16 protein-coding genes are annotated in these 17,402 nt (G+C 52.1%); 10 read left to right on the top strand and 6 right to left on the bottom strand.

Features of this window, described 5'->3' with window-relative positions; genetic code table 11:
* Positions 1–29: 29 nt before the first annotated feature.
* Entirely contained in the window at positions 30–3,644 is a 3,615-nt protein-coding gene (locus JIN85_RS08255) for a hypothetical protein (RefSeq protein WP_200269521.1), read from the top strand.
* A gap of 28 nt (positions 3,645–3,672) precedes the next feature.
* On the opposite strand, the gene JIN85_RS08250 is transcribed toward JIN85_RS08255, so the two are convergent.
* The 4 genes from JIN85_RS08250 to deoC form a co-directional block, all read right to left on the bottom strand.
* Complete coding sequence (locus tag JIN85_RS08250; protein WP_200269519.1) at positions 3,673–4,527, bottom strand: aldehyde dehydrogenase family protein; 855 nt, start codon at positions 4,525–4,527, stop codon at positions 3,673–3,675.
* A gap of 94 nt (positions 4,528–4,621) precedes the next feature.
* The gene (locus JIN85_RS08245) at positions 4,622–4,879 is read right to left on the bottom strand and encodes a hypothetical protein (RefSeq protein ID WP_200269517.1); all 258 of its coding nucleotides are present in this window, start codon (positions 4,877–4,879) and stop codon (positions 4,622–4,624) included.
* Between the two features lie 13 nt (positions 4,880–4,892).
* On the bottom strand, positions 4,893–6,371 hold the full coding sequence (locus tag JIN85_RS08240) for an aldehyde dehydrogenase family protein (protein WP_200269515.1): 1,479 nt from the start codon (positions 6,369–6,371) through the stop codon (positions 4,893–4,895).
* A gap of 33 nt (positions 6,372–6,404) precedes the next feature.
* Positions 6,405–7,340 (bottom strand): deoxyribose-phosphate aldolase, encoded by a 936-nt coding sequence (deoC, locus tag JIN85_RS08235; RefSeq protein WP_200269513.1) that lies wholly within the window; start codon positions 7,338–7,340, stop codon positions 6,405–6,407.
* Positions 7,341–7,443: 103 nt separating this feature from the next.
* On the opposite strand from deoC, the gene JIN85_RS08230 reads away from it, so the two are divergent.
* The 7 genes from JIN85_RS08230 (at position 7,444) to JIN85_RS08200 (ending at position 13,798) form a co-directional block, all read left to right on the top strand.
* A complete protein-coding gene (locus tag JIN85_RS08230; RefSeq protein ID WP_200269512.1) occupies positions 7,444–7,764 on the top strand; it encodes a hypothetical protein in 321 nt (106 codons plus the stop codon).
* Positions 7,761–8,735, top strand: a complete 975-nt coding sequence (locus tag JIN85_RS08225) for an NAD(P)/FAD-dependent oxidoreductase (protein ID WP_200269510.1) — start codon at positions 7,761–7,763, stop codon at positions 8,733–8,735. Before JIN85_RS08230 ends, JIN85_RS08225 begins: the two co-directional genes overlap by 4 nt.
* Before the next feature lie 68 nt (positions 8,736–8,803).
* Complete coding sequence (locus JIN85_RS08220; RefSeq protein WP_200269508.1) at positions 8,804–10,792, top strand: hypothetical protein; 1,989 nt, start codon at positions 8,804–8,806, stop codon at positions 10,790–10,792.
* An 18-nt stretch (positions 10,793–10,810) separates the two neighbouring features.
* Positions 10,811–11,407, top strand: a complete 597-nt coding sequence (locus JIN85_RS08215) for a hypothetical protein (protein ID WP_200269506.1) — start codon at positions 10,811–10,813, stop codon at positions 11,405–11,407.
* Positions 11,404–11,976 carry a tRNA 5-(aminomethyl)-2-thiouridylate-methyltransferase MnmM gene (mnmM, locus tag JIN85_RS08210; protein WP_200269504.1) on the top strand — a complete coding sequence of 191 codons (573 nt, stop codon included), beginning with the start codon at positions 11,404–11,406 and terminating at the stop codon, positions 11,974–11,976. Before JIN85_RS08215 ends, mnmM begins: the two co-directional genes overlap by 4 nt.
* 70 nt (positions 11,977–12,046) lie before the next feature.
* The gene (locus JIN85_RS08205; protein WP_200269502.1) at positions 12,047–12,460 is read left to right on the top strand and encodes a YciI family protein; all 414 of its coding nucleotides are present in this window, start codon (positions 12,047–12,049) and stop codon (positions 12,458–12,460) included.
* A gap of 6 nt (positions 12,461–12,466) precedes the next feature.
* Positions 12,467–13,798 carry an RNA polymerase sigma factor gene (locus tag JIN85_RS08200; protein ID WP_200269500.1) on the top strand — a complete coding sequence of 444 codons (1,332 nt, stop codon included), beginning with the start codon at positions 12,467–12,469 and terminating at the stop codon, positions 13,796–13,798.
* Here JIN85_RS08200 and JIN85_RS08195 read toward each other — a convergent pair.
* Together JIN85_RS08195 and JIN85_RS08190 are read right to left on the bottom strand one after the other, a co-directional pair.
* Positions 13,761–14,282, bottom strand: a complete 522-nt coding sequence (locus JIN85_RS08195; protein ID WP_200269498.1) for a hypothetical protein — start codon at positions 14,280–14,282, stop codon at positions 13,761–13,763. The genes JIN85_RS08200 and JIN85_RS08195 overlap by 38 nt on opposite strands.
* Positions 14,283–14,297: 15 nt before the next feature.
* The gene (locus tag JIN85_RS08190) at positions 14,298–14,660 is read right to left on the bottom strand and encodes a hypothetical protein (RefSeq protein ID WP_200269496.1); all 363 of its coding nucleotides are present in this window, start codon (positions 14,658–14,660) and stop codon (positions 14,298–14,300) included.
* 113 nt (positions 14,661–14,773) lie between these two features.
* Here JIN85_RS08190 and JIN85_RS08185 point away from each other — a divergent pair, with 113 nt between their 5' ends.
* Together JIN85_RS08185 and JIN85_RS08180 are read left to right on the top strand one after the other, a co-directional pair.
* Positions 14,774–15,790, top strand: coding sequence for a thiamine pyrophosphate-dependent dehydrogenase E1 component subunit alpha (locus tag JIN85_RS08185; RefSeq protein WP_200269494.1), 1,017 nt, complete (start codon positions 14,774–14,776; stop codon positions 15,788–15,790).
* Positions 15,791–16,086: 296 nt separating this feature from the next.
* Complete coding sequence (locus JIN85_RS08180) at positions 16,087–17,376, top strand: aminopeptidase P N-terminal domain-containing protein (protein WP_200269492.1); 1,290 nt, start codon at positions 16,087–16,089, stop codon at positions 17,374–17,376.
* Positions 17,377–17,402: the final 26 nt, after the last annotated feature.

Here is a 17,402-nt window from a genome sequence, read left to right as displayed (position 1 = left end):
ATAGCCTCCGCCAAGGATTTGCATTAGTTGTGACTATGCTCCTGATGGCGTTGCTGACACTGATCGGAGTTGGATTACTGAGCCTTTCCGCCGTCAGCCTGCGAACGGTTGATCGCTCAAGCCCCGGGATGGAGGCTAGAGCTAACGCGCGTCTGGCCCTGATGATGGCGATCAATGAGCTGCAACGCTACATGGGCCCGGATCAAAGAGTCACTGCTGAAAATCGTATTTTAAGTCCGCTGTCTCAAGGGGATTCGAAGCAGGGGCAGCCACATTGGGTCAATGTTTGGCGAACCACCAAGGACGACGGTTCTCCTTTCATCATTCGAAATGCAGAGGACGGCGGATTGCATGATTTGCGCGTCGATGAGAAATGGGATCCAGCCGAACACCGCTTGACGACACTGGTGAGTGGCAACGAAAGCGCCTACCAGTATTACGATTATGGTCGTGGGGAAGGGATGGCGGTCGATATGGTTCGCTTGGTTGGAGGAGGGTCGGTTCCGTCAGAAAATGGAAATTCTCCCGACTTTGTCAGCGCTCCAGAAGTTGGCTTGTATGATGGTCATAAGAAGCGCGGTTCCTATGCTTGGTGGGTTGGAGATCTCAACGAAAAGGCGAATATTGCGACTCAGGATCGACTGGAAGATTCGTCGTTAGACGCTGCTGGCGTCCGGTCCATACAGATCGCACAGGACGCTTCATTGCTGGCTTTCGATAATCAATCCGATCTTCAAAACTCGGATCGTGCGAAACTCACAGGGATGAAGCAGTTGGACTTGGTAAATCCTTCAACAACTCCGATATCATCGCTTGCGTTTCACGATTTGACCACAGATTCGGAAGGATTGTTGGTCAATGTTCGTGATGGCGGCTTGAAGAAAGATCTTACGGCATACTTGGAAAGTGATGGGACCATTCCCTCTCTGAACTCTAACAGTGGAGAAATGCCGGGTGTGAGCGACTATGATCGATTGATCGGACCACGCAATCAAGTGGCAGAACAAGAATCGAATTTTCCCGGGCAAGCGGCACGCTATTCGAAAGTGTCTCCGACATTCGGCTTGTTGCGAGACTGGGCACGGCGAGGAGAAAAAGCTCCGTTTGGAAGTTTTCAAACAGTCATGCAGTCGCCCGAAATCTCATCCGTAAAATCAAATGTCGGGCGCAGCTACGGCGGCGTAAAACATCTGGAGCGAACGAAGACGGATTTGATGCCGGTGTTGGTTGAGAGTTCCATGTTTTATAACATCAGTTACTACGAAGATTCTGGTGGAAATTCAAAAGCTCCATATCATTTGAGAATTCATTATTATCCACGTGTGGCATTATGGAATCCATACAATTTTGACATGCAGATTGATTCTTCCATGGTCTTCATGATGATTAATGGTAAGAAAAGGGTCAGAATTACCGGTGAGAGTGGCCAAACTTATGGCTTCCGAATGTATTTCGGAATTCAGAATGCCAGTGACACCGGCGGTACCGGCGGGGCTGTCCAGGGGAGTATGTTTTTCGCACTGGAAGGGAAAACCCTGAAAGCAGGTGAAACGGCGGTTTGGTCACCGCGCCGGAATCAAGTCTATGACGAGACAACTTTTTCAAACAATCTACTAACTCCATCGGTTGCGCCAAGCCCATCGAGGGCATTCTATATGAATGAGAAAAAGTTGATGCCGAGTACCTCACTATTCACCGTCATTCAAACGACCCCACCTACCAAAGGTCTCTATAATGATCGGATGATTGAGCGTCCTGTTGAGTGGCGCGAGTATGTGGGGGCTCTGCCTGCTGGAAATGTCCAGAGTGCAGGTTATACGCAAGCTGACGACTATAAGGTGGTCTGGAAACCATTGCGAAGCTCCGGTGCAATCGATGCTGATCGTTTTGAAGACCTGCCACCAGGGCTGTTTGTATCATGTGCATTTCAGTATGGCGATGAGGATGAAATGCCGGTGGAATGGAGTTCCACAAACCCAGTGCCCATGGCGGTTTCAAGTCTTGAGAATCCAGTCATTCAGGATATTCCGGATACAAGGACACGGGACGGGTTCAGGCTGCGTTGGTTTGATGAGCCAGAATCGAATCGCATCGGAGCAGGAAGTTTGAGCGGAACCCCATTCCTCCAAGAGGCCCCGATGGCGAACTGGAACATGCGTGCGAGTTATTCTTTCAGGAGTCCATTTGAAAACGTGAACGACACCGCTCCGAATTTCTTTGGTATCTATACGCGCGACTTGTTCGATCCGGAAGTCGGATGGAATGGTATGAATCCAAGCTACAAAGAGGGTGGATTTCGTTCAGATCCATTTGATCAACCATCGCGGTTTTCCCAACCTAGAATTTTGTTCGATATCCCGCGTCGTGGAGCGGAAGTCATTTCGTTGGGAGCTTTCCAACAGGTCAAGATGTCCGAGTATATTTGGCAGCCGACCTACGCATTCGGAAATTCGCTTGCCGATCCTCGACTTGATCCAACTCGGACAGAACCTAACCGAAAGGAATCTGTGAATAAAGATGAAGGCGGTTGGAATAGCAATACGATCGGCTTTGCCACAGATGGACGTTCTAACAACAATGGTAGTAATGTGGCTTCCAATGAAGATCTGTGGGCTTATTATGCCCGGAACTATCTCAATCAGGCTGCGGTGGAGCAGAACCTTATTTTTGACATGAGCTATGAGCTCAATTACTCACTTTGGGATGAGTTTTTCTTATCCTCAGGGAATCGAAAGGATAAATTGAATTTTATCAATTCACCTTATGAAAACCCGTTGCCAGACGGACGGATGTCGCTTGCGGGAACGACGGATGACGATACGATCCATGATTTGTCGGATTTCTACCGGGCTGCTTCGGTTCTGAAAGTGGATGGCGCTTTCAACGTGAATTCCACCAGTGTGAAGGCTTGGGAAGCGCTGTTGCTTTCCAGTGCTGGTCAGCAGTTTGATGACGATCAAGTGACATTTCCCCGAATTCTCCAATCTCAAGGAGGAGGATCTGGCGGACAAAAGTCTCATTCCTGGGGCGGCGGGAACTCGAGAGATGAAAACGCTTGGGATGGCCAGCGTACGTTAAGTCGTGATGAAGTCCGGCGTCTTGCGGAGGAGATTGTGGAGCAAGTGAAAATTCGCGGTCCATTCCTTTCGATGGCGGATTTCGTGAATCGCAGCCTGTCTACCGGTGAAGAGGGCAAAAAAGGAGCGTTACAAGCGGCCATCGATCGATCTGGAATCAACGCCTCATTTGAAGAGGAGTGGAAATTGGATAACCAAGATGCGATCCCAGATTACACACACCCGGATCACATTGATGATCCTACGCGTATTGATCAAACCCTGAAACCAGATACGGGAGCGTGGGGTGCACTCGGATTTTTAACCCAGGCAGATCTACTCCAATTTTTGGGACCGGTTCTAACTGTACGCTCCGATAGTTTTGTGGTTAGAGCCTATGGAAGCTCGGTGGACAAGCATGGGAAGGTTCAAGCTCAAGCTTGGTGTGAGGCGGTGGTGCAGCGAACTGCGACACCTCTGAGACCCGATAGCCAGCAGCTCAATCCGTTGATCGAAGATGGAGTGGTAGATTTAGGGCGAAAGTTCGAAATTAGAAAGTTCCGCTGGCTGAAACCCGAGGATGTTTGAAATCTTTAACTTCAAGTCTAAGTCCCTTTTATGCCCCGACTGGATGCCATGTCGTTTTGAATTCCAGGTGATTCCGAATCAAATCAAGTCCTTGAGATTCTGTAGAAGTCCAATGGGTTTCTGGATCAAAGAGAGAAACTCGCTTCAGGTTTTCAGCAGCGCCTTGCTGAAGGGTGATCGCATCGGTTTGATTTACGGCAGCTGCGATGCTGCTGATATGCGCATGGGTGGCAAAGGTTGAAATCATGTCGGATCGCTTGCCTGTGAGCAGGTTGACGACACCGGCAGGAAGGTCGCTGGTCGCAAGCATTTCACCTAACAAGATCGCAGGGTAAGGTGCTGCGGACGATGCCAAAGCGACCACGGTATTTCCACTGGTGATGGCAGGAAGGACCAAGCTCATCAGACCGAGCAAGGGAAATGGGTCCGCAGCGATGATGCCTACGATGCCGCATGGCTCGGTGACCGTGAAGTTAAAATGAGATGAGGCCACCGGGTTCACACTTCCCAGTAGTGCCTCGTATTTATCGGTCCAGCCAGCGTAGTGGACCATGCGATCAATCGTGACTTGGACCTCCGCCGCTGCCGTTTTTTTGTCAGCTTCAGTGATGGCAATCGCATCGGCCATTTCTGATGCCCTGGCGTCCAGCATTTCGGCCATTCGATATAGAATTTGCCCGCGATTGTAGGCGCTGCGCTTTGCCCAACCACCGGCTTTGGCTGCGGCTTCGACAGCATTGCGCAGGTCTTTGCGCGAGCATTGCGGGATGTTGGCGATGAATTCACCAGATAGGGAATGCATGGGGGATACCGCTCCACTTTCGGATCGGATAAACGCACCACCGACATAACATTTCGGAGTTTTGGTAATTTTGAGTGGCATTTGAGTTATCAGATGAATTTCTAGCGGGTGGGGCGAAGGAAGTAGTGGGTTTCTCCTTACGCTTTCTTCAGTAGATCAAGAATGTCGGACTGGCTTAGTGGGTTATCAGTTTTTCCAATTGTTCGGATTGATTCCGATAGTCGGCTCTCAAACTTTTCAATTCACTCTCAATTTTCTTGAGTGCCTTACTCTGTGAATTCGTTTCTTGTTCAATGGTATTGATTTGAGAAGAAAGTCTTTGAATCGATCGGTTAAGATCTGTGTTCTGATGGTTGCCAAAAATTAAAACAATCAATGCAATTAAAATGAGAGTGCCGCAGCCGAGTGAGGCTTTATGATTAGATTCTGGCATGGAATGATTTTTGTTAGATTAAATTGCTGTATTCTAATAACCCTTGCTTGCCACCCTCGCGGCCGAAGCCGGATTCCTTGAAACCGCCGAAGGGGGAGGTGGGGTCAAATTTGTTGAATGTATTTGCCCAGACGACACCGGCTCTCAGTTCACTTGCCATTTTCAGCACACGTGAGCCTTTGTCGCTCCAGATTCCGGCGCTCAGTCCATAAGGGGTGTTATTGGCCTTTTCGATCGCTTCGGATGGGGTGCGAAACGTCATGATGGAAAGGACGGGGCCGAAGATCTCCTCGTTGGCGATGCGGTGGCTTTGGCTGACCTCGGAGAACAGCGTCGGAGGAAAATAAAATCCCTTTTTCGGCAGAGAACAGCTTGGCTGATAAAGCTCGGCTCCTTCGGAAACACCGGATTCGACCAGGCCTTGGATTTTTTCGAGCTGCTGCTTGGAATTGATCGCCCCGATGTCGGTGTTCTTGTCGAGAGGGTCGCCGACGCGGAGGGATCTGAGGCGAATTTTCAATTTGCTGACGACTGCATCCGCAATGGATTCCTGAACCAATAGACGTGAGCCGGCGCAACAGACGTGGCCTTGATTGAAGAAGATGCCGTTGACGATGCCCTCGACGGCTTGATCCAGCGGCGCGTCATCGAACACGATATTGGCCGCTTTGCCGCCGAGTTCGAGGGTCAGCTTTTTGCCACTGCCTGCAATCGCGTGCTGAATCCATTTGCCGACAGCAGTTGATCCGGTGAAAGCGACCTTGGCGGCGAGCGGGTGGGTGACAACGGCTTTGCCGGTTTCGCCCGCTCCGGTGACGATGTTGACCACGCCGGGTGGCAAACCCGCATCCCTGAGAATGGTGGCAAATTTCAAGGCCGTGATCGAGGTGGTCTCCGCCGGTTTCAGGACTACGGTGTTTCCCGTAGCCAGCGCGGGGGCGATTTTCCAAGCCAGCATCAGCAAAGGGAAATTCCAAGGAATGACCTGTCCCACAACACCCAGTGGGGCGAGCGTGCGGCCGGGTGTGACGTAGTCCAGTTTGTCCGCCCATCCGGCATGATAGAAGAAATGCGCGGCGGCCATCGGCAGATCGAAGTCGCGCGATTCCTTGATGGGTTTGCCGCCGTCGATTGTTTCCGCCACGGCAAACTCGCGGGAACGGTCCTGTAGCAAGCGGGCGATGCGATACAAATATTTGCCGCGCTCGGCTCCGGGAAGTTTGCTCCAGGGGGTGAAAGCGGCTGCAGCGGCTTCGTAGGCTGCGTTGACATCGGCCTCGCCAGCCAGGGCGATTTCGGTGAGTTTCTCTTCGTTGCCGGGGTTGATCGAATCGAAATACTTGCGGGATTTCGGCGCACCGAATTTGCCATTGATAAAAAGTCCGTATCGCGGATCGATATACGGATTGGCGGATTCAGGGGCTGGATCGAATTCCCAGAGATCGCCGAAAAGAAGTTCGCGGGCAGGTGACTTGGTGCGTTTGGCGGACATGGTGGCAGGGAGTTCCAGGGATCGGCGAAGTGATTAATATGAAGAGGCGGATTCTGAAAAGTGGTAGGGGGCTTGGTAGCAACCGGTCTTTTCTTTCACCAGTTGGCGCAGCAGATCGTTCAGCAAGCCGGAGGCCCCGAAGCGGTAGCGCTGGTTGTTGAGCCAGGCATCGCCGAGTGTTTCTTTCACCGCGATCAAAAAGGTGAGGGCTTGCTTGGCGGTCCGGATGCCGCCTGCGGGCTTCATTGCAATTTCGGTCCCGGTGGACAGGTAAAAATCGCGGATGGCCTCCAGCATGACCTGATTGTTGCCGAGAGTTGCGTTGGCCGAGGTTTTTCCGGTTGAAGTCTTGATGAAATCACCGGGGCGCAGAACCTGCATAGCGAGAAACGAGGCGGCCCGGATGTTATCGTAGGTTTCCAGCTCGCTGGTCTCAAGGATGACTTTCAAGGTGGCCGCGCCGCAGGCCTCAAGCACGGAGGCGATCTCGTCTTGTACCAGGCTCAGCTCGCCGGCGAGGAATGCTCCGCGATTGATCACCATGTCGATTTCATCCGCACCATCGGCAACGGCGGCCTTGACTTCGGCCAGGCGGGTTTTCAGCGGTGCCTGACCCGATGGGAATGCGGTTGCGACGGAGGCGATTTTTACCTCAGTCCCTTTCACGATTTTCGCCGCATGTTTAACCATGGCCGGGTAAACGCACACGGCAGCCGTGGTCGGGCAATCGAGGCCCTGATGGGGATGAAGCGCTTTTTGGCAAAGTGAGGCAACTTTTCCCGGGGTGTCTTTTCCTTCGAGCGTTGTCAGATCCACCATCGATACCGCGAGGTTGAGACCAAAAACTTTAGCCGCTTTTTTGACGCTCCGCGTTCCGTATTTGGCGACTCTTTCCTCGATTCCGGTGGGGTCGACTGGGCCGACTTCATCGAGAAGACGGCGGATGGCTGAAAGGTTCCGGGATGGCATTTATCGAATGTTCGCGGACCAGGGGTAAAAGCCAAGTTTCAAGTTTCCTGCGGCAGCTGGATTTTTTGCTTAGAGTCGGATCAGGGTTAGGCTAGACGGTGCCATGGATGAACTGACCCGCGAACACGGCCCGCAGCCGCTGGATAAAATGATGGAGCAATGGAAACTGACCAACCACGAGTTGGTCGAGACCTCCACGGAGCAACTGAGTCACAAGCAAATGCAAAAAGCGCGCAAAGGTCGGCAACTGACCTTGCCGATGATGCAGAAAGTCGCGCGTGCATTCAACATTGCCATCTGGAACCGGCTCAAAAAGGACGAGAAGGAAGCGTATTTCGAATACATGCACCGCCATCTTTTCAACTATGCCAAAGGCTACGATCCGAGCTGGGAAGATCCAAATCAACCATTGTTTCCGCAGTGATTGGTGAATCGGCAAGCTGGACCATCGTCGGGCAGGGTTTGGCGGGAACCTGTCTGGCGTGGCATTTCTGGCAGCGCGGGATCGAATTCAAGCTGTTAGACCACGGCACGGGCGGCGCATCCAGAGTGGCAGCTGGCTTGCTCAATCCAGTCACCGGCAAAAATTTCGAACCGAGTTGGCGGATTGATGAGTTTTTGCCCGAAGCCGTTGAATTTTACCGCGCGATTGAGCAGAAACTGGGGCGGAAGTTATGGTATCCCATGCCGGTTTTGCGTTTGGCGTCAGCCGATAAGGAATGGCGGAAAATCGAGGGGAAACTGGGCGAAGATCGGGTGTCCCCGTGGGTCGATTCCGTGGTGGAGGCCCCGGAGGGTTTTGTGGGAGCTGTTCAAGTCAAGGGCGGCGGGCGATTCGACACCCGGACTTTTGTAGAAGCTTCGAGGAATTTTTTTGCCGGGCATGATTTATTCACCGATGCGACCCGCAGATGCGTCGTTTGGTGTGAAGGCGCGGCTGGATTGATTCAGGGAAAGTACGGTGCCCATCGTTGTGCGAAAGGTGAGATTCTAACGGTTCGTGCCAACCACTGGGATGGAAGCCGGATCAAGGTCGGCGGCGGAGGCTGGCTGGTGCCTGTCGGACCCGGCCTTTTCAAATCCGGTGCGACCTACGAATGGGATGATCTGGATGAAACCCCGACGGCAAAGGGTCGAGAGTTTGTGGAAAGGATTTTGCATCGGTTGGGAGGCACCGACTATGAGATCATCGCTCACGATGCGGGCATACGCCCGATTTTGCGGCGCAGCGAACCCTTGATCGGACCCGTTGGTGAAAACGAGTGGATGTTCAATGGGCTTGGCTCAAAGGGTTCTCTTTACGCCCCCGGCGTCGCCCGGCGATTGGCCTCATGGTTGATCGATGGCATCGAGCCTGACACGGAACTGGATTTTCGTTTTCACGTGGCGAAATAGTGGCCTGAACTTCTTGTCAACGAGCACGGGGTCGAATGGACTGGGACGCTTTCCATGTCCTGCTTTTCATGTCCCGCTTCTTCCCATACTTTTTCGCGAGTTTTTTCTGTTATCTAACCACTGCAGTGTTGGGTAGCGATTTCACGCAAACTGGCGAAGTCTCGCTGGCTGATGCGTTGGATGCGCCAGCATCGGTGAAATGGATCACTTCTCCGGAACATCCATTCACGGCGTTGCCGGACGATGGGGCCGTTGGTGGCAGTTCGGCACAGATCGGTCTTACACACGGTGAAGAATCGTGGCTGGAGGCAGAAGTCGAAGGATCGGGGCAGTTTGATTTCTGGCTGCGCGATGTTCCCGGTGCTGAAAATACTGCCATGTCGCTTGATTGGGAGCTGTGGATCGATGGCGTCCGCAGTGAAATCGAGTCATGGGAAATGACCTGGCGCGCCCAGTGGGTGCTCGGTGACGGGATTCATCGCGTTCGGTTGGTGGTTCGCAATTCGTCCGATTCGACCGGGCTCTACCAACTCGGTGTGGACCAGGTATCATGGGTTTCTTATGAGCCAGCTGATGTTGAAGGTTGTACTTCCAGTTTGGTGGGCGTTCCATTCGTTTTCACCTCGGGAGGGCGCAATGAGGAACCGCAAGCGGTGTTGCCGATTGAGAGCGGAAGGACGGAATGGATCGAAAAAACAGTAACCGGCCCGGGCGAGCTGACGTGGAGCAGCCGGATCAACTACGGCGATTATACGATGTCGCGGCAGGAATTACGGATCGATGGTTTGTGTGAGATGCCTCTGCAGATCGGCGAGAACTGGGAGATGTTTTGTGTGCACGTTCCCGCTGGTGTCCACACGGTGCGGTGGATCTCGGAACCGGAGGTCGATGCTGGTGAGACGCCACGATTCAGGGCGGATTCGATCTGGCAAATCAGTGGGCTGGAATTTACGGAAGGCATCACGCCATTGATGTTGGGGATCGATGACGCGCAACAGGTGTGGCTTTCCGTGAGCGAAACGGATGGGCTTCTGGTTGAAGGCGATGCCGCGTTTGATGGGACGGATGCTTGGTCGTTGGGAGAGGAAATGTGGATGTATTTCTGCAATGTGTCTTATACTTCACAGTTGATGCAGGCCATGCTGTTAGATGGAGCGGAGGACGAAGTGGAACCTGCATGGCGTGAGGTGTGGCGTTGGGCGGAGCCTGGAGATGTGGTGCTTTGGACCGATTCTTATTCGTATGGATTTGGCGAAAATATGCCGCCGAACCTGATGGATCAATTCATCACAACGTCGGTAAAAGCGGTCGATTTGAATGAGGCGCTGGATTGTGAAGAAGAATTGTTAGGTGGCGGATGGAATGGAATCGCATCTACGGATGCACTGGATGAAACGGATTGCGGATTCTCGCTGGTTACTCCGCAGGATGAAGATTCGGTTCTATCCATGACCTTTGATGAGGCAGTCGAATTGAAATTCCATTGGCGGCACGAGGGTGAAACACTCTATCAACTTCGCCTGAATGGAGCGTTTCTCCCCCTTGCTCCGCCCACCAACTCTTGGCAGGAAGTTGCAGTCCAAATAGGAGGCGGGACAAATCGAGTGGAGTGGGTGCATGCTCCCAATAATTCTTCGGATGGCGGCCAGGCTTGGTTGGATCGAGTTGAGGTCGTGAAGATTGAGTCTCCTGAGCTGAATGACATCGTGACGGATGATAGCGGGATTGAGCTGTCATCGGTGACAGATGACGAATCCGCCACGCAGCATTGGTCGATGGTCGCCGCGCGCGATGCAGCTGGTGAAATGGTATCCGCAGCCCGGACGGTGACCGGGCAATCACAGCTGAAGGCCGAGATTTCGGGGCCGACGGTGGTGCATTTTCGCGGTCGTTGTTTTTTGCCGGGAGCTGATGTGATTTCTGAACCGGAGCTCGGACCCAAATCAGTTGGGGCAATCGACCTGGGATCTGGCGAAATTTTGATTGGCAATGAACTGACGGTGAAAGTGGATGGAGTGCCTGTCTGTTGGGTTTCCGACGCTGGGACGACGGCCTGAACGGATGCGGAATTTTTCGTGCCAGCCGGTGTTCACGAAGTGAGCTGGAGTGCGAATCAAGCATACAAAGATTTTCTAACAAGTCATGGCCTGAGGCCTGCAACAACGCCAACCCAGGCTTGGGTGGGGGACCTGCGAATTGAGAATGCTGAATCACGCTATCAACGTGTGATGGAGGAATCGGGCATTCCAATCGAACAAACTGCGGTGAATCAGGATGCCGATGGTGATGGCTTCAGTAATTTGCAGGAATACGCGTTTGGTTCGGATGCAAATGATCGAAGTTCATTACCGCCACCCATTTTCGGCGAAAGCGCATCCTACGATTACCTGATTCTTACTGATATTGGAATCGCGGAACCGGGTGATGCCGGTGTGTATCATCTCTGGATACCCTACATTTCTCCATTTGTGAATGGGAGCTTGGAAACCAGCACCGATCTGATCCACTGGTCGGTGGTTCCCATAACTTTGCTCAATGCCAAGCCATCATTGAATATTGTGGTTATTCCGAATCTACCTCACACGGATACCCATCAAGCGATTCAACGTCCAGTTGACGAAGATGAGCCTTGTCGATATTTCAGAGTCAACCTCAGCCTGCCTGAATCTTGACGATCAAAGACAAACCATTGCTACCCACGTATCTAGCCAAATTGATGCTCGCACGGGTGATCCGATTGGGTGACATGGTCATCGATGCGACCTGTGGCAATGGTCACGATACCTTGTTTCTTGCCGAGTCAGTGGGGGAGACTGGTAAAGTTCTGGCATTCGATGTGCAGGATCCGGCGATCGAAGCTGCGCGCAAACGGGTAGCGGCTGCGGGCTGTGAGGATCGGGTGATTTTCTTCCGGGAATCCCATGCAAGACTGGCAGACCGAGCGGCTCCTCACTCTGTGACTGCGGTGATGTTCAATCTTGGCTATTTGCCGGGTAATGACCACACGGTGGCCACTGGCGACGATACGATGGAGGCGATTGAGTCTGCGATCATGTTGCTTCGATCGGGTGGAGCGATTTCTGTGATCTGTTATCCTGGCCACGTCGGTGGGGCCGCTGAAGCAAATGCGGTCGAAGAACGACTTGCGCGGTTGGGTGATGATAAGTGGCGGGTCGTTAAATACCAAGCGCTAGGGACGCTTTCGCCAGCGCCGTATCTGGTTTTTGCCGTCCGGCCCTGAAAAATATTTCGAAAAAATGTCCTGATGGGCAGATGCCAATCGTTGTATGAGTGAATCCTAAATTACGATCATGAATTCTAACGATACATCCACTGATAAGTCTGAGTTTCTGTTGCTTTTCCGCGGGACGGATTGGCATCATGGGCTTTCTCCAGATCAAATCCAATCGATCATGGAAAGCTGGGGCAAATGGTTCACGGAACTCAGTGAATCAGGCAAACTGGTTTCCGGCCATCCACTGGAAAATCAGGGCGTCATCATTTCAGGCAAATCTGGCCAAGTAGCCGATGGCCCATTCACAGAGTCGAAAGAATCGGTGGGCGGTTATTTCTATTTGAAGGTGGCATCACTGGATGAGGCAGTAGCAATTGGTCACAATTGCCCGGTATTGGCCTATGGGGTGGAGGTGGAAGTCAGACCTGTTGCCGCCGCTTGCCCGATGCAGCGAATGATGGACGAGATGAAGGAAATGGCGCTATCATAACTCTGAGTGTCAGAACATCTAACAGACGCAGGAATTTCAAGGCTGACGGAGCATCTGTTCCGTCACGAGTCGGGTAAACTGGTTTCTGCGCTTACTGCCATTTTCGGAATTCGCCGCCTGCAACTGGCGGAGGACGTGGTGCAGGAAGCGATGATACGAGCCCTGCAGACTTGGCCCTATCATGGGGTGCCTGAAAATCCTGCCGCCTGGTTGATGCAAACAGCCAAGAACCGGGCCTTGGATTTGATTCGTAGGGAAAAGCGTTTTTATGAAAAGCAACCCGAGATTATCGCATCTTTCGAAAGGTCGAGAAGCGATGATCCCGCGGAGGTAGAAGTTCGTTTTGACAATGAAATCGGGGATCACCGGTTGAGTTTAATTTTCGCCTGCTGCCATCCATCCATCCCGTCGGATGCCCAAATCGCATTGGCATTGAAAACACTCTGCGGCTTTAGCCCGAAAGAAATATCGCGTGCGTTTCTTGCGACCGAAGCCGCAGTGGCGAAGAGACTTACCCGCGCTCGTCAAAAAATAGCGGAACATGCCATTGGTTTTGAAATTCCCAGCGGCTCCATGTTGTCAGTTCGCGTGGATGGTGTGTTGCAGGTGCTGTATTTTTTGTTCAACGAGGGCTACAGCGCCTCAAATGGTGAAAGCGTGGTCAAAGCCGATCTGTGCCGTGAGGCGATACGACTCGGGCTGTTGCTGGCAGATCATCCGCTTGTTGGAACCCCAAAAGTGCATGCGTTGGTTTCGTTAATGATGCTGAACGCGGCACGCTTATCGGCCCGAGAGGATGCCGGTGGGAATATCCTTCGTCTCAGGGAGCAGGATCGCTCGAAGTGGGATATTCAGCTAATTCATGGAGGATTGCGCTATCTGGCATCTTCTGCAGTTGGCAAGGAGATGAGTGAATATCATCTGCAGGCTGGCATTTCTGCCTGCCATTGCGTTGCAAAAGATTTCGAATCCACTGATTGGGTCAGAATCCTTCAACATTATGATCGCTGGATGGAGCTGAATGATTCACCCGTCATCGCTTTGAATCGAACGGTCGCTGTAGCGAATCTTCATGGTCCCGAGCATGGGCTGCAAGCATTGGAGAGGATTTTAAAATTTCAGTCTCTGGAAAACTATTATCTGTATTACGCGGTGAGGGGTGATCTCCAGGAACAGTTGGGAAATGATCAAAGTGCGGAATCGAGCTTTGCGAAAGCAGAGGAACTCACGGATGTCCTCTCGGAGAAGCGTTTTCTCCAGCAGAGGATTTTAAATTGTAGGCTGAAATCCAGAGGTATTCCTAACGAAGTGGCAGGGCTTCGAGATCGCCCGATGTAATATCTACATCAAACCAACGCTTTGAGGAGCGCAGATAAATCGCAGCATGCTTGCCATCCGGTGAAATGGCAGAGCAAGAACTACTTGGACAATCTTCCAGTTCATCCCACTGCAGCGCGAGATGCTTTTCATAGGCATTTTCATTTGGCACCCGGACGATATTTCCCCATCCACTCCCACCATGGCGACTGAGTTCCAGGACGATTTGAGTTGGTAGTGGGATGATTTCTCGAACTCCCAGGCTTGAACTGTTCCCATCACTTGTTTCCTTATAGGCAAGCGGCCAGATTCGCTCAGCGAAGAGAACGAAAGGTGTTTCTGGAAAATCCCCAACTTGAATGGTGCCTTTCCAGAGATCGCCAGAGGCAGTGCAATAAAGATTCCCCAATGAATCGAAGACCGGATGTTCAGCTCCCTGCGCGCGACGATTGAAAACTTTAATTCCCTCTTGAGTTCCTTTTTCATCAATTACCCACCAAATCATCTTTTCTAAATCGTCTTAAGAATGGGTGCAGATCATCACGCGATGTGTCTTTGGATCGTAAGCAATGTCATCGATTCTCATTCCTTCCTGGCAATGCCAGAATGGACGCCAGGTTTTGGCTTCAGGATTCCATGCAAGTGCATCTTGATCGCCCGCAATGATAATTTCTGAGTGGGTAACAGCGAGAGACGGATAGCTCCAGTTCCTGTCTATGGGCCAGTCCAGCGAAGTTTCATGGGAAGTGGTTAGATCGTATATTTTAAGTGAATGCTCATCCGTATGGATCAAACCTTTTCCATCGGGTAGAAATCCGGCATTTCCTGCTTGGACTGGACGAGATAGAACGAACAAGGCCGTTAGCGTGATGATGCGCATCATTGGAGAATGATTTTATGTGAACTGAAACAGGACTGAATTTATTTTGATCGCATACTGGATACGAGAAGTCCATGCTGCCGGTGAAGAAGAGGTGAAAATGGGTTTCCACGATCATGACTGATGCCGATAAGATCGCTGCATACCAGCTGATGGGTAGGATTCGCCGCTTTGAGCAATCGGCGTTGAAATACTTCAACGCAGGCTATATGGGCGGCTGGCTCTCCTTGGGTATCGGTCAGGAAGGTATTGCCGCTGGAGTTCGAACGGCCATGACTTCTGAAGATCACTGTCTCTGCGGGCCGCGTGGATTAGGACACGCCATTGCCGCTGGCATTGGCATGGAGGAGTGTATGGCGGAATTGATGGGAAAAAGAAGTGGGGTATGCCATGGCAAAGGTGGTGCGTATTCGATGTTTTCCCCGGAAAGAAAATTCTGGGGATCGTTTGGAGTTGCGGCGGCACAGACACCCATCGCCGCAGGTCTTGCATTCGCACTCAAATATCAAAAATCCAGGGGAGTCGTTGTATGCTTCCTCGGTGATGGTGCGGCCAATCAAGGTGTGTATCATGAAGCATTAAACCTCGTGTCGTTGTTCGGTCTTCCGGTGGTCTATGTGATCGAGAACAATGGCTATGCCATGGGCACCTCAATCTCTCGATCCAGCCGATTCACCGAATGCTTGGCCCGGAGAGCTGAAGCTTATGCGATGGCCTGGGCTACGGCTCGCGGGGATGATTTCGAAGACGTTTACCATACGGTTGGCCAGGCACTCGAACTGGCTCGCGAAACCGGGCGACCGAGCGTGGTAGAAATTGAAACTTATCGTTTCTATGGGTTCAATATTTCTGACGCCAACTCGAAAAAATACCGATCGCCCGAGGAAATTGAGTTTCATCGTGAGAACCGGGATCCCCTTGTGAATTGGAAGAATCAACTGCTCGAAGCAGGGTTGTTAGATGAAGAAACGTGTCAGCAGATGTATGATGACGCTCGCGCCGAAGCAGCAGAGGCTATCCGAGTCGCCACGGAAGCACTTCCTCCGACTCCCGGTGATCTTCTATCCGATGTCTATTGGGAAGCCGATCACCATACCGAACGTTCAAAATTTGGGAGGCATTTCTTTGATTAAGATACTGGTTAGATGGCTTTCTGATCAGTCTCATCGGTTCATTTCTGCGCAATCGCTGGTTTGCGCTCGAGATTTACGATGATAAAAACCTGATATGGGGCTTGTGATGCAATAGGGTGAATGGTTAGCGATGCAACTTAGGTAATAGGCGGGGGGATGCATTTTTGGCCTCGTCCAAGGTGCCACACCTTGGCACTGCATTCTGTGTCAAGATAGCTATCCTCGGCCTCCCGGCTTGTTTCGATTCCCCTGCGGAAAATCGTTGCCGCCGGGCTCGTGAAATTGTGAGCTGGGGCATGCGCCACGAGCCGATTGATCCAGCCTTTTTTGTGCGAACCCGTGAGAAATTGCGGAGTCTGCTGAAACCGAACAGCATGGTCATCGTTCATTCGAACGATGTGTATCCGATGAATGCGGATGCAATGATGCCTTTTAAACAACAAAACGACCTCTACTATCTCACTGGCGTGGCCCAGGAGGAAACCGTGTTGGTTCTGGTGCCGGATACATTCGAGGAAAAGGATCGCGAGATTCTCTTTGTGAAGGAAACCAGCGAACTGATTGCCATTTGGGAAGGCGATAAACTCACCAAACAGCAGGCCTCCGATGCCACGGGCATCCGTCGTGTCGAATGGGTCGATACGTTTGATGCCGTTTTCCATCGTCTCGCACCGCAGGTTGAAAACATTTACCTCACCACGAATGAACATCTGCGCGCGAGCTCCATGGTGGAAACTCGCAATGACCGGTTCATCAAAACCTGCCAGCAGCGTTTCCCATTGCATCGTTATGAGCGTCTTGCGCCACTCATGCATCAGCTACGCGTGATCAAGGACCCGGTGGAGATCGAGATCATGCAGAAAGCCTGCAACATCACTGAAGCCGGATTCCGCCGCTTGCTCAGTTTCATCAAACCGGGCGTTGGCGAATGGGAAATCGAAGCAGAGCTGTTGCATGAATTCATCCGCAGCGGATCGCGTGGTTTCGCTTACACGCCGATCATCGGCAGCGGTGCCAATGCCTGTGTGTTGCACTACATTGAAAACCACCACGTGTGCAAAGACGGCGATCTGGTGCTGCTGGATGTTGCTGCGGAATATGCGGGATGGAATTCCGATCTGACACGCACCTTGCCGGTCAACGGACGCTTCACCAAGCGTCAGCGCGATGTGTATGATGCAGTCCTGCGGGTGAAGCGCGGGGCGAATCAGTTGCTGCGCCCAGGGCTTTATCCATCCGAATACCAGAAGCAGGTGATGGAGTTGATGGAGAAGGAACTGATCGATCTGAAATTGATTGATGCTGCTGAGGCGAAAGAACAAGGACCGGACAAGCCGCTGGTCAGAAAGTATTTCATGCACGGCACATCCCATCCAATTGGTTTGGATGTCCACGATGTGGCGCCGCCGAATGAGAAATTTGCGGTTGGCATGGTCCAGACCATTGAGCCAGGCATTTACATCCGCGAGGAAGGCATCGGGATTCGTTTGGAAAACGACGTCCTGATCGGTGAAGATCGCAATATCGACCTGATGGCCAGTATTCCGATCGAGGCCGAGGAGATTGAAGAACTGATGGCGAAGTGATTCCCAACCGGCAGGAATCCTGCTTA

Origin of the sequence: Luteolibacter pohnpeiensis, from assembly GCF_016595435.1 — a bacterium.
In the GTDB taxonomy this organism is placed as follows: domain Bacteria; phylum Verrucomicrobiota; class Verrucomicrobiia; order Verrucomicrobiales; family Akkermansiaceae; genus Luteolibacter; species Luteolibacter pohnpeiensis.
The sequence above is the reverse complement of the archived record's forward strand: the minus strand, read 5'-3'. Positions and strand labels throughout refer to the sequence as shown.

Coding starts and splice junctions, on each gene's coding strand:
- JIN85_RS08220 (WP_200269508.1), top strand. CDS start 8,804: ATGTCCCGCTTCTTCCCATACTTTTTCGCGAGTTTTTTCTGTTATCTA.
- JIN85_RS08190 (WP_200269496.1), bottom strand. CDS start 14,660: ATGATGCGCATCATCACGCTAACGGCCTTGTTCGTTCTATCTCGTCCA.
- JIN85_RS08195 (WP_200269498.1), bottom strand. CDS start 14,282: ATGATTTGGTGGGTAATTGATGAAAAAGGAACTCAAGAGGGAATTAAA.
- JIN85_RS08205 (WP_200269502.1), top strand. CDS start 12,047: ATGAATTCTAACGATACATCCACTGATAAGTCTGAGTTTCTGTTGCTT.
- JIN85_RS08240 (WP_200269515.1), bottom strand. CDS start 6,371: ATGTCCGCCAAACGCACCAAGTCACCTGCCCGCGAACTTCTTTTCGGC.
- JIN85_RS08230 (WP_200269512.1), top strand. CDS start 7,444: ATGGATGAACTGACCCGCGAACACGGCCCGCAGCCGCTGGATAAAATG.
- deoC (WP_200269513.1), bottom strand. CDS start 7,340: ATGCCATCCCGGAACCTTTCAGCCATCCGCCGTCTTCTCGATGAAGTC.
- JIN85_RS08185 (WP_200269494.1), top strand. CDS start 14,774: ATGACTGATGCCGATAAGATCGCTGCATACCAGCTGATGGGTAGGATT.
- JIN85_RS08250 (WP_200269519.1), bottom strand. CDS start 4,527: ATGCCACTCAAAATTACCAAAACTCCGAAATGTTATGTCGGTGGTGCG.
- JIN85_RS08180 (WP_200269492.1), top strand. CDS start 16,087: ATGCGCCACGAGCCGATTGATCCAGCCTTTTTTGTGCGAACCCGTGAG.
- JIN85_RS08245 (WP_200269517.1), bottom strand. CDS start 4,879: ATGCCAGAATCTAATCATAAAGCCTCACTCGGCTGCGGCACTCTCATT.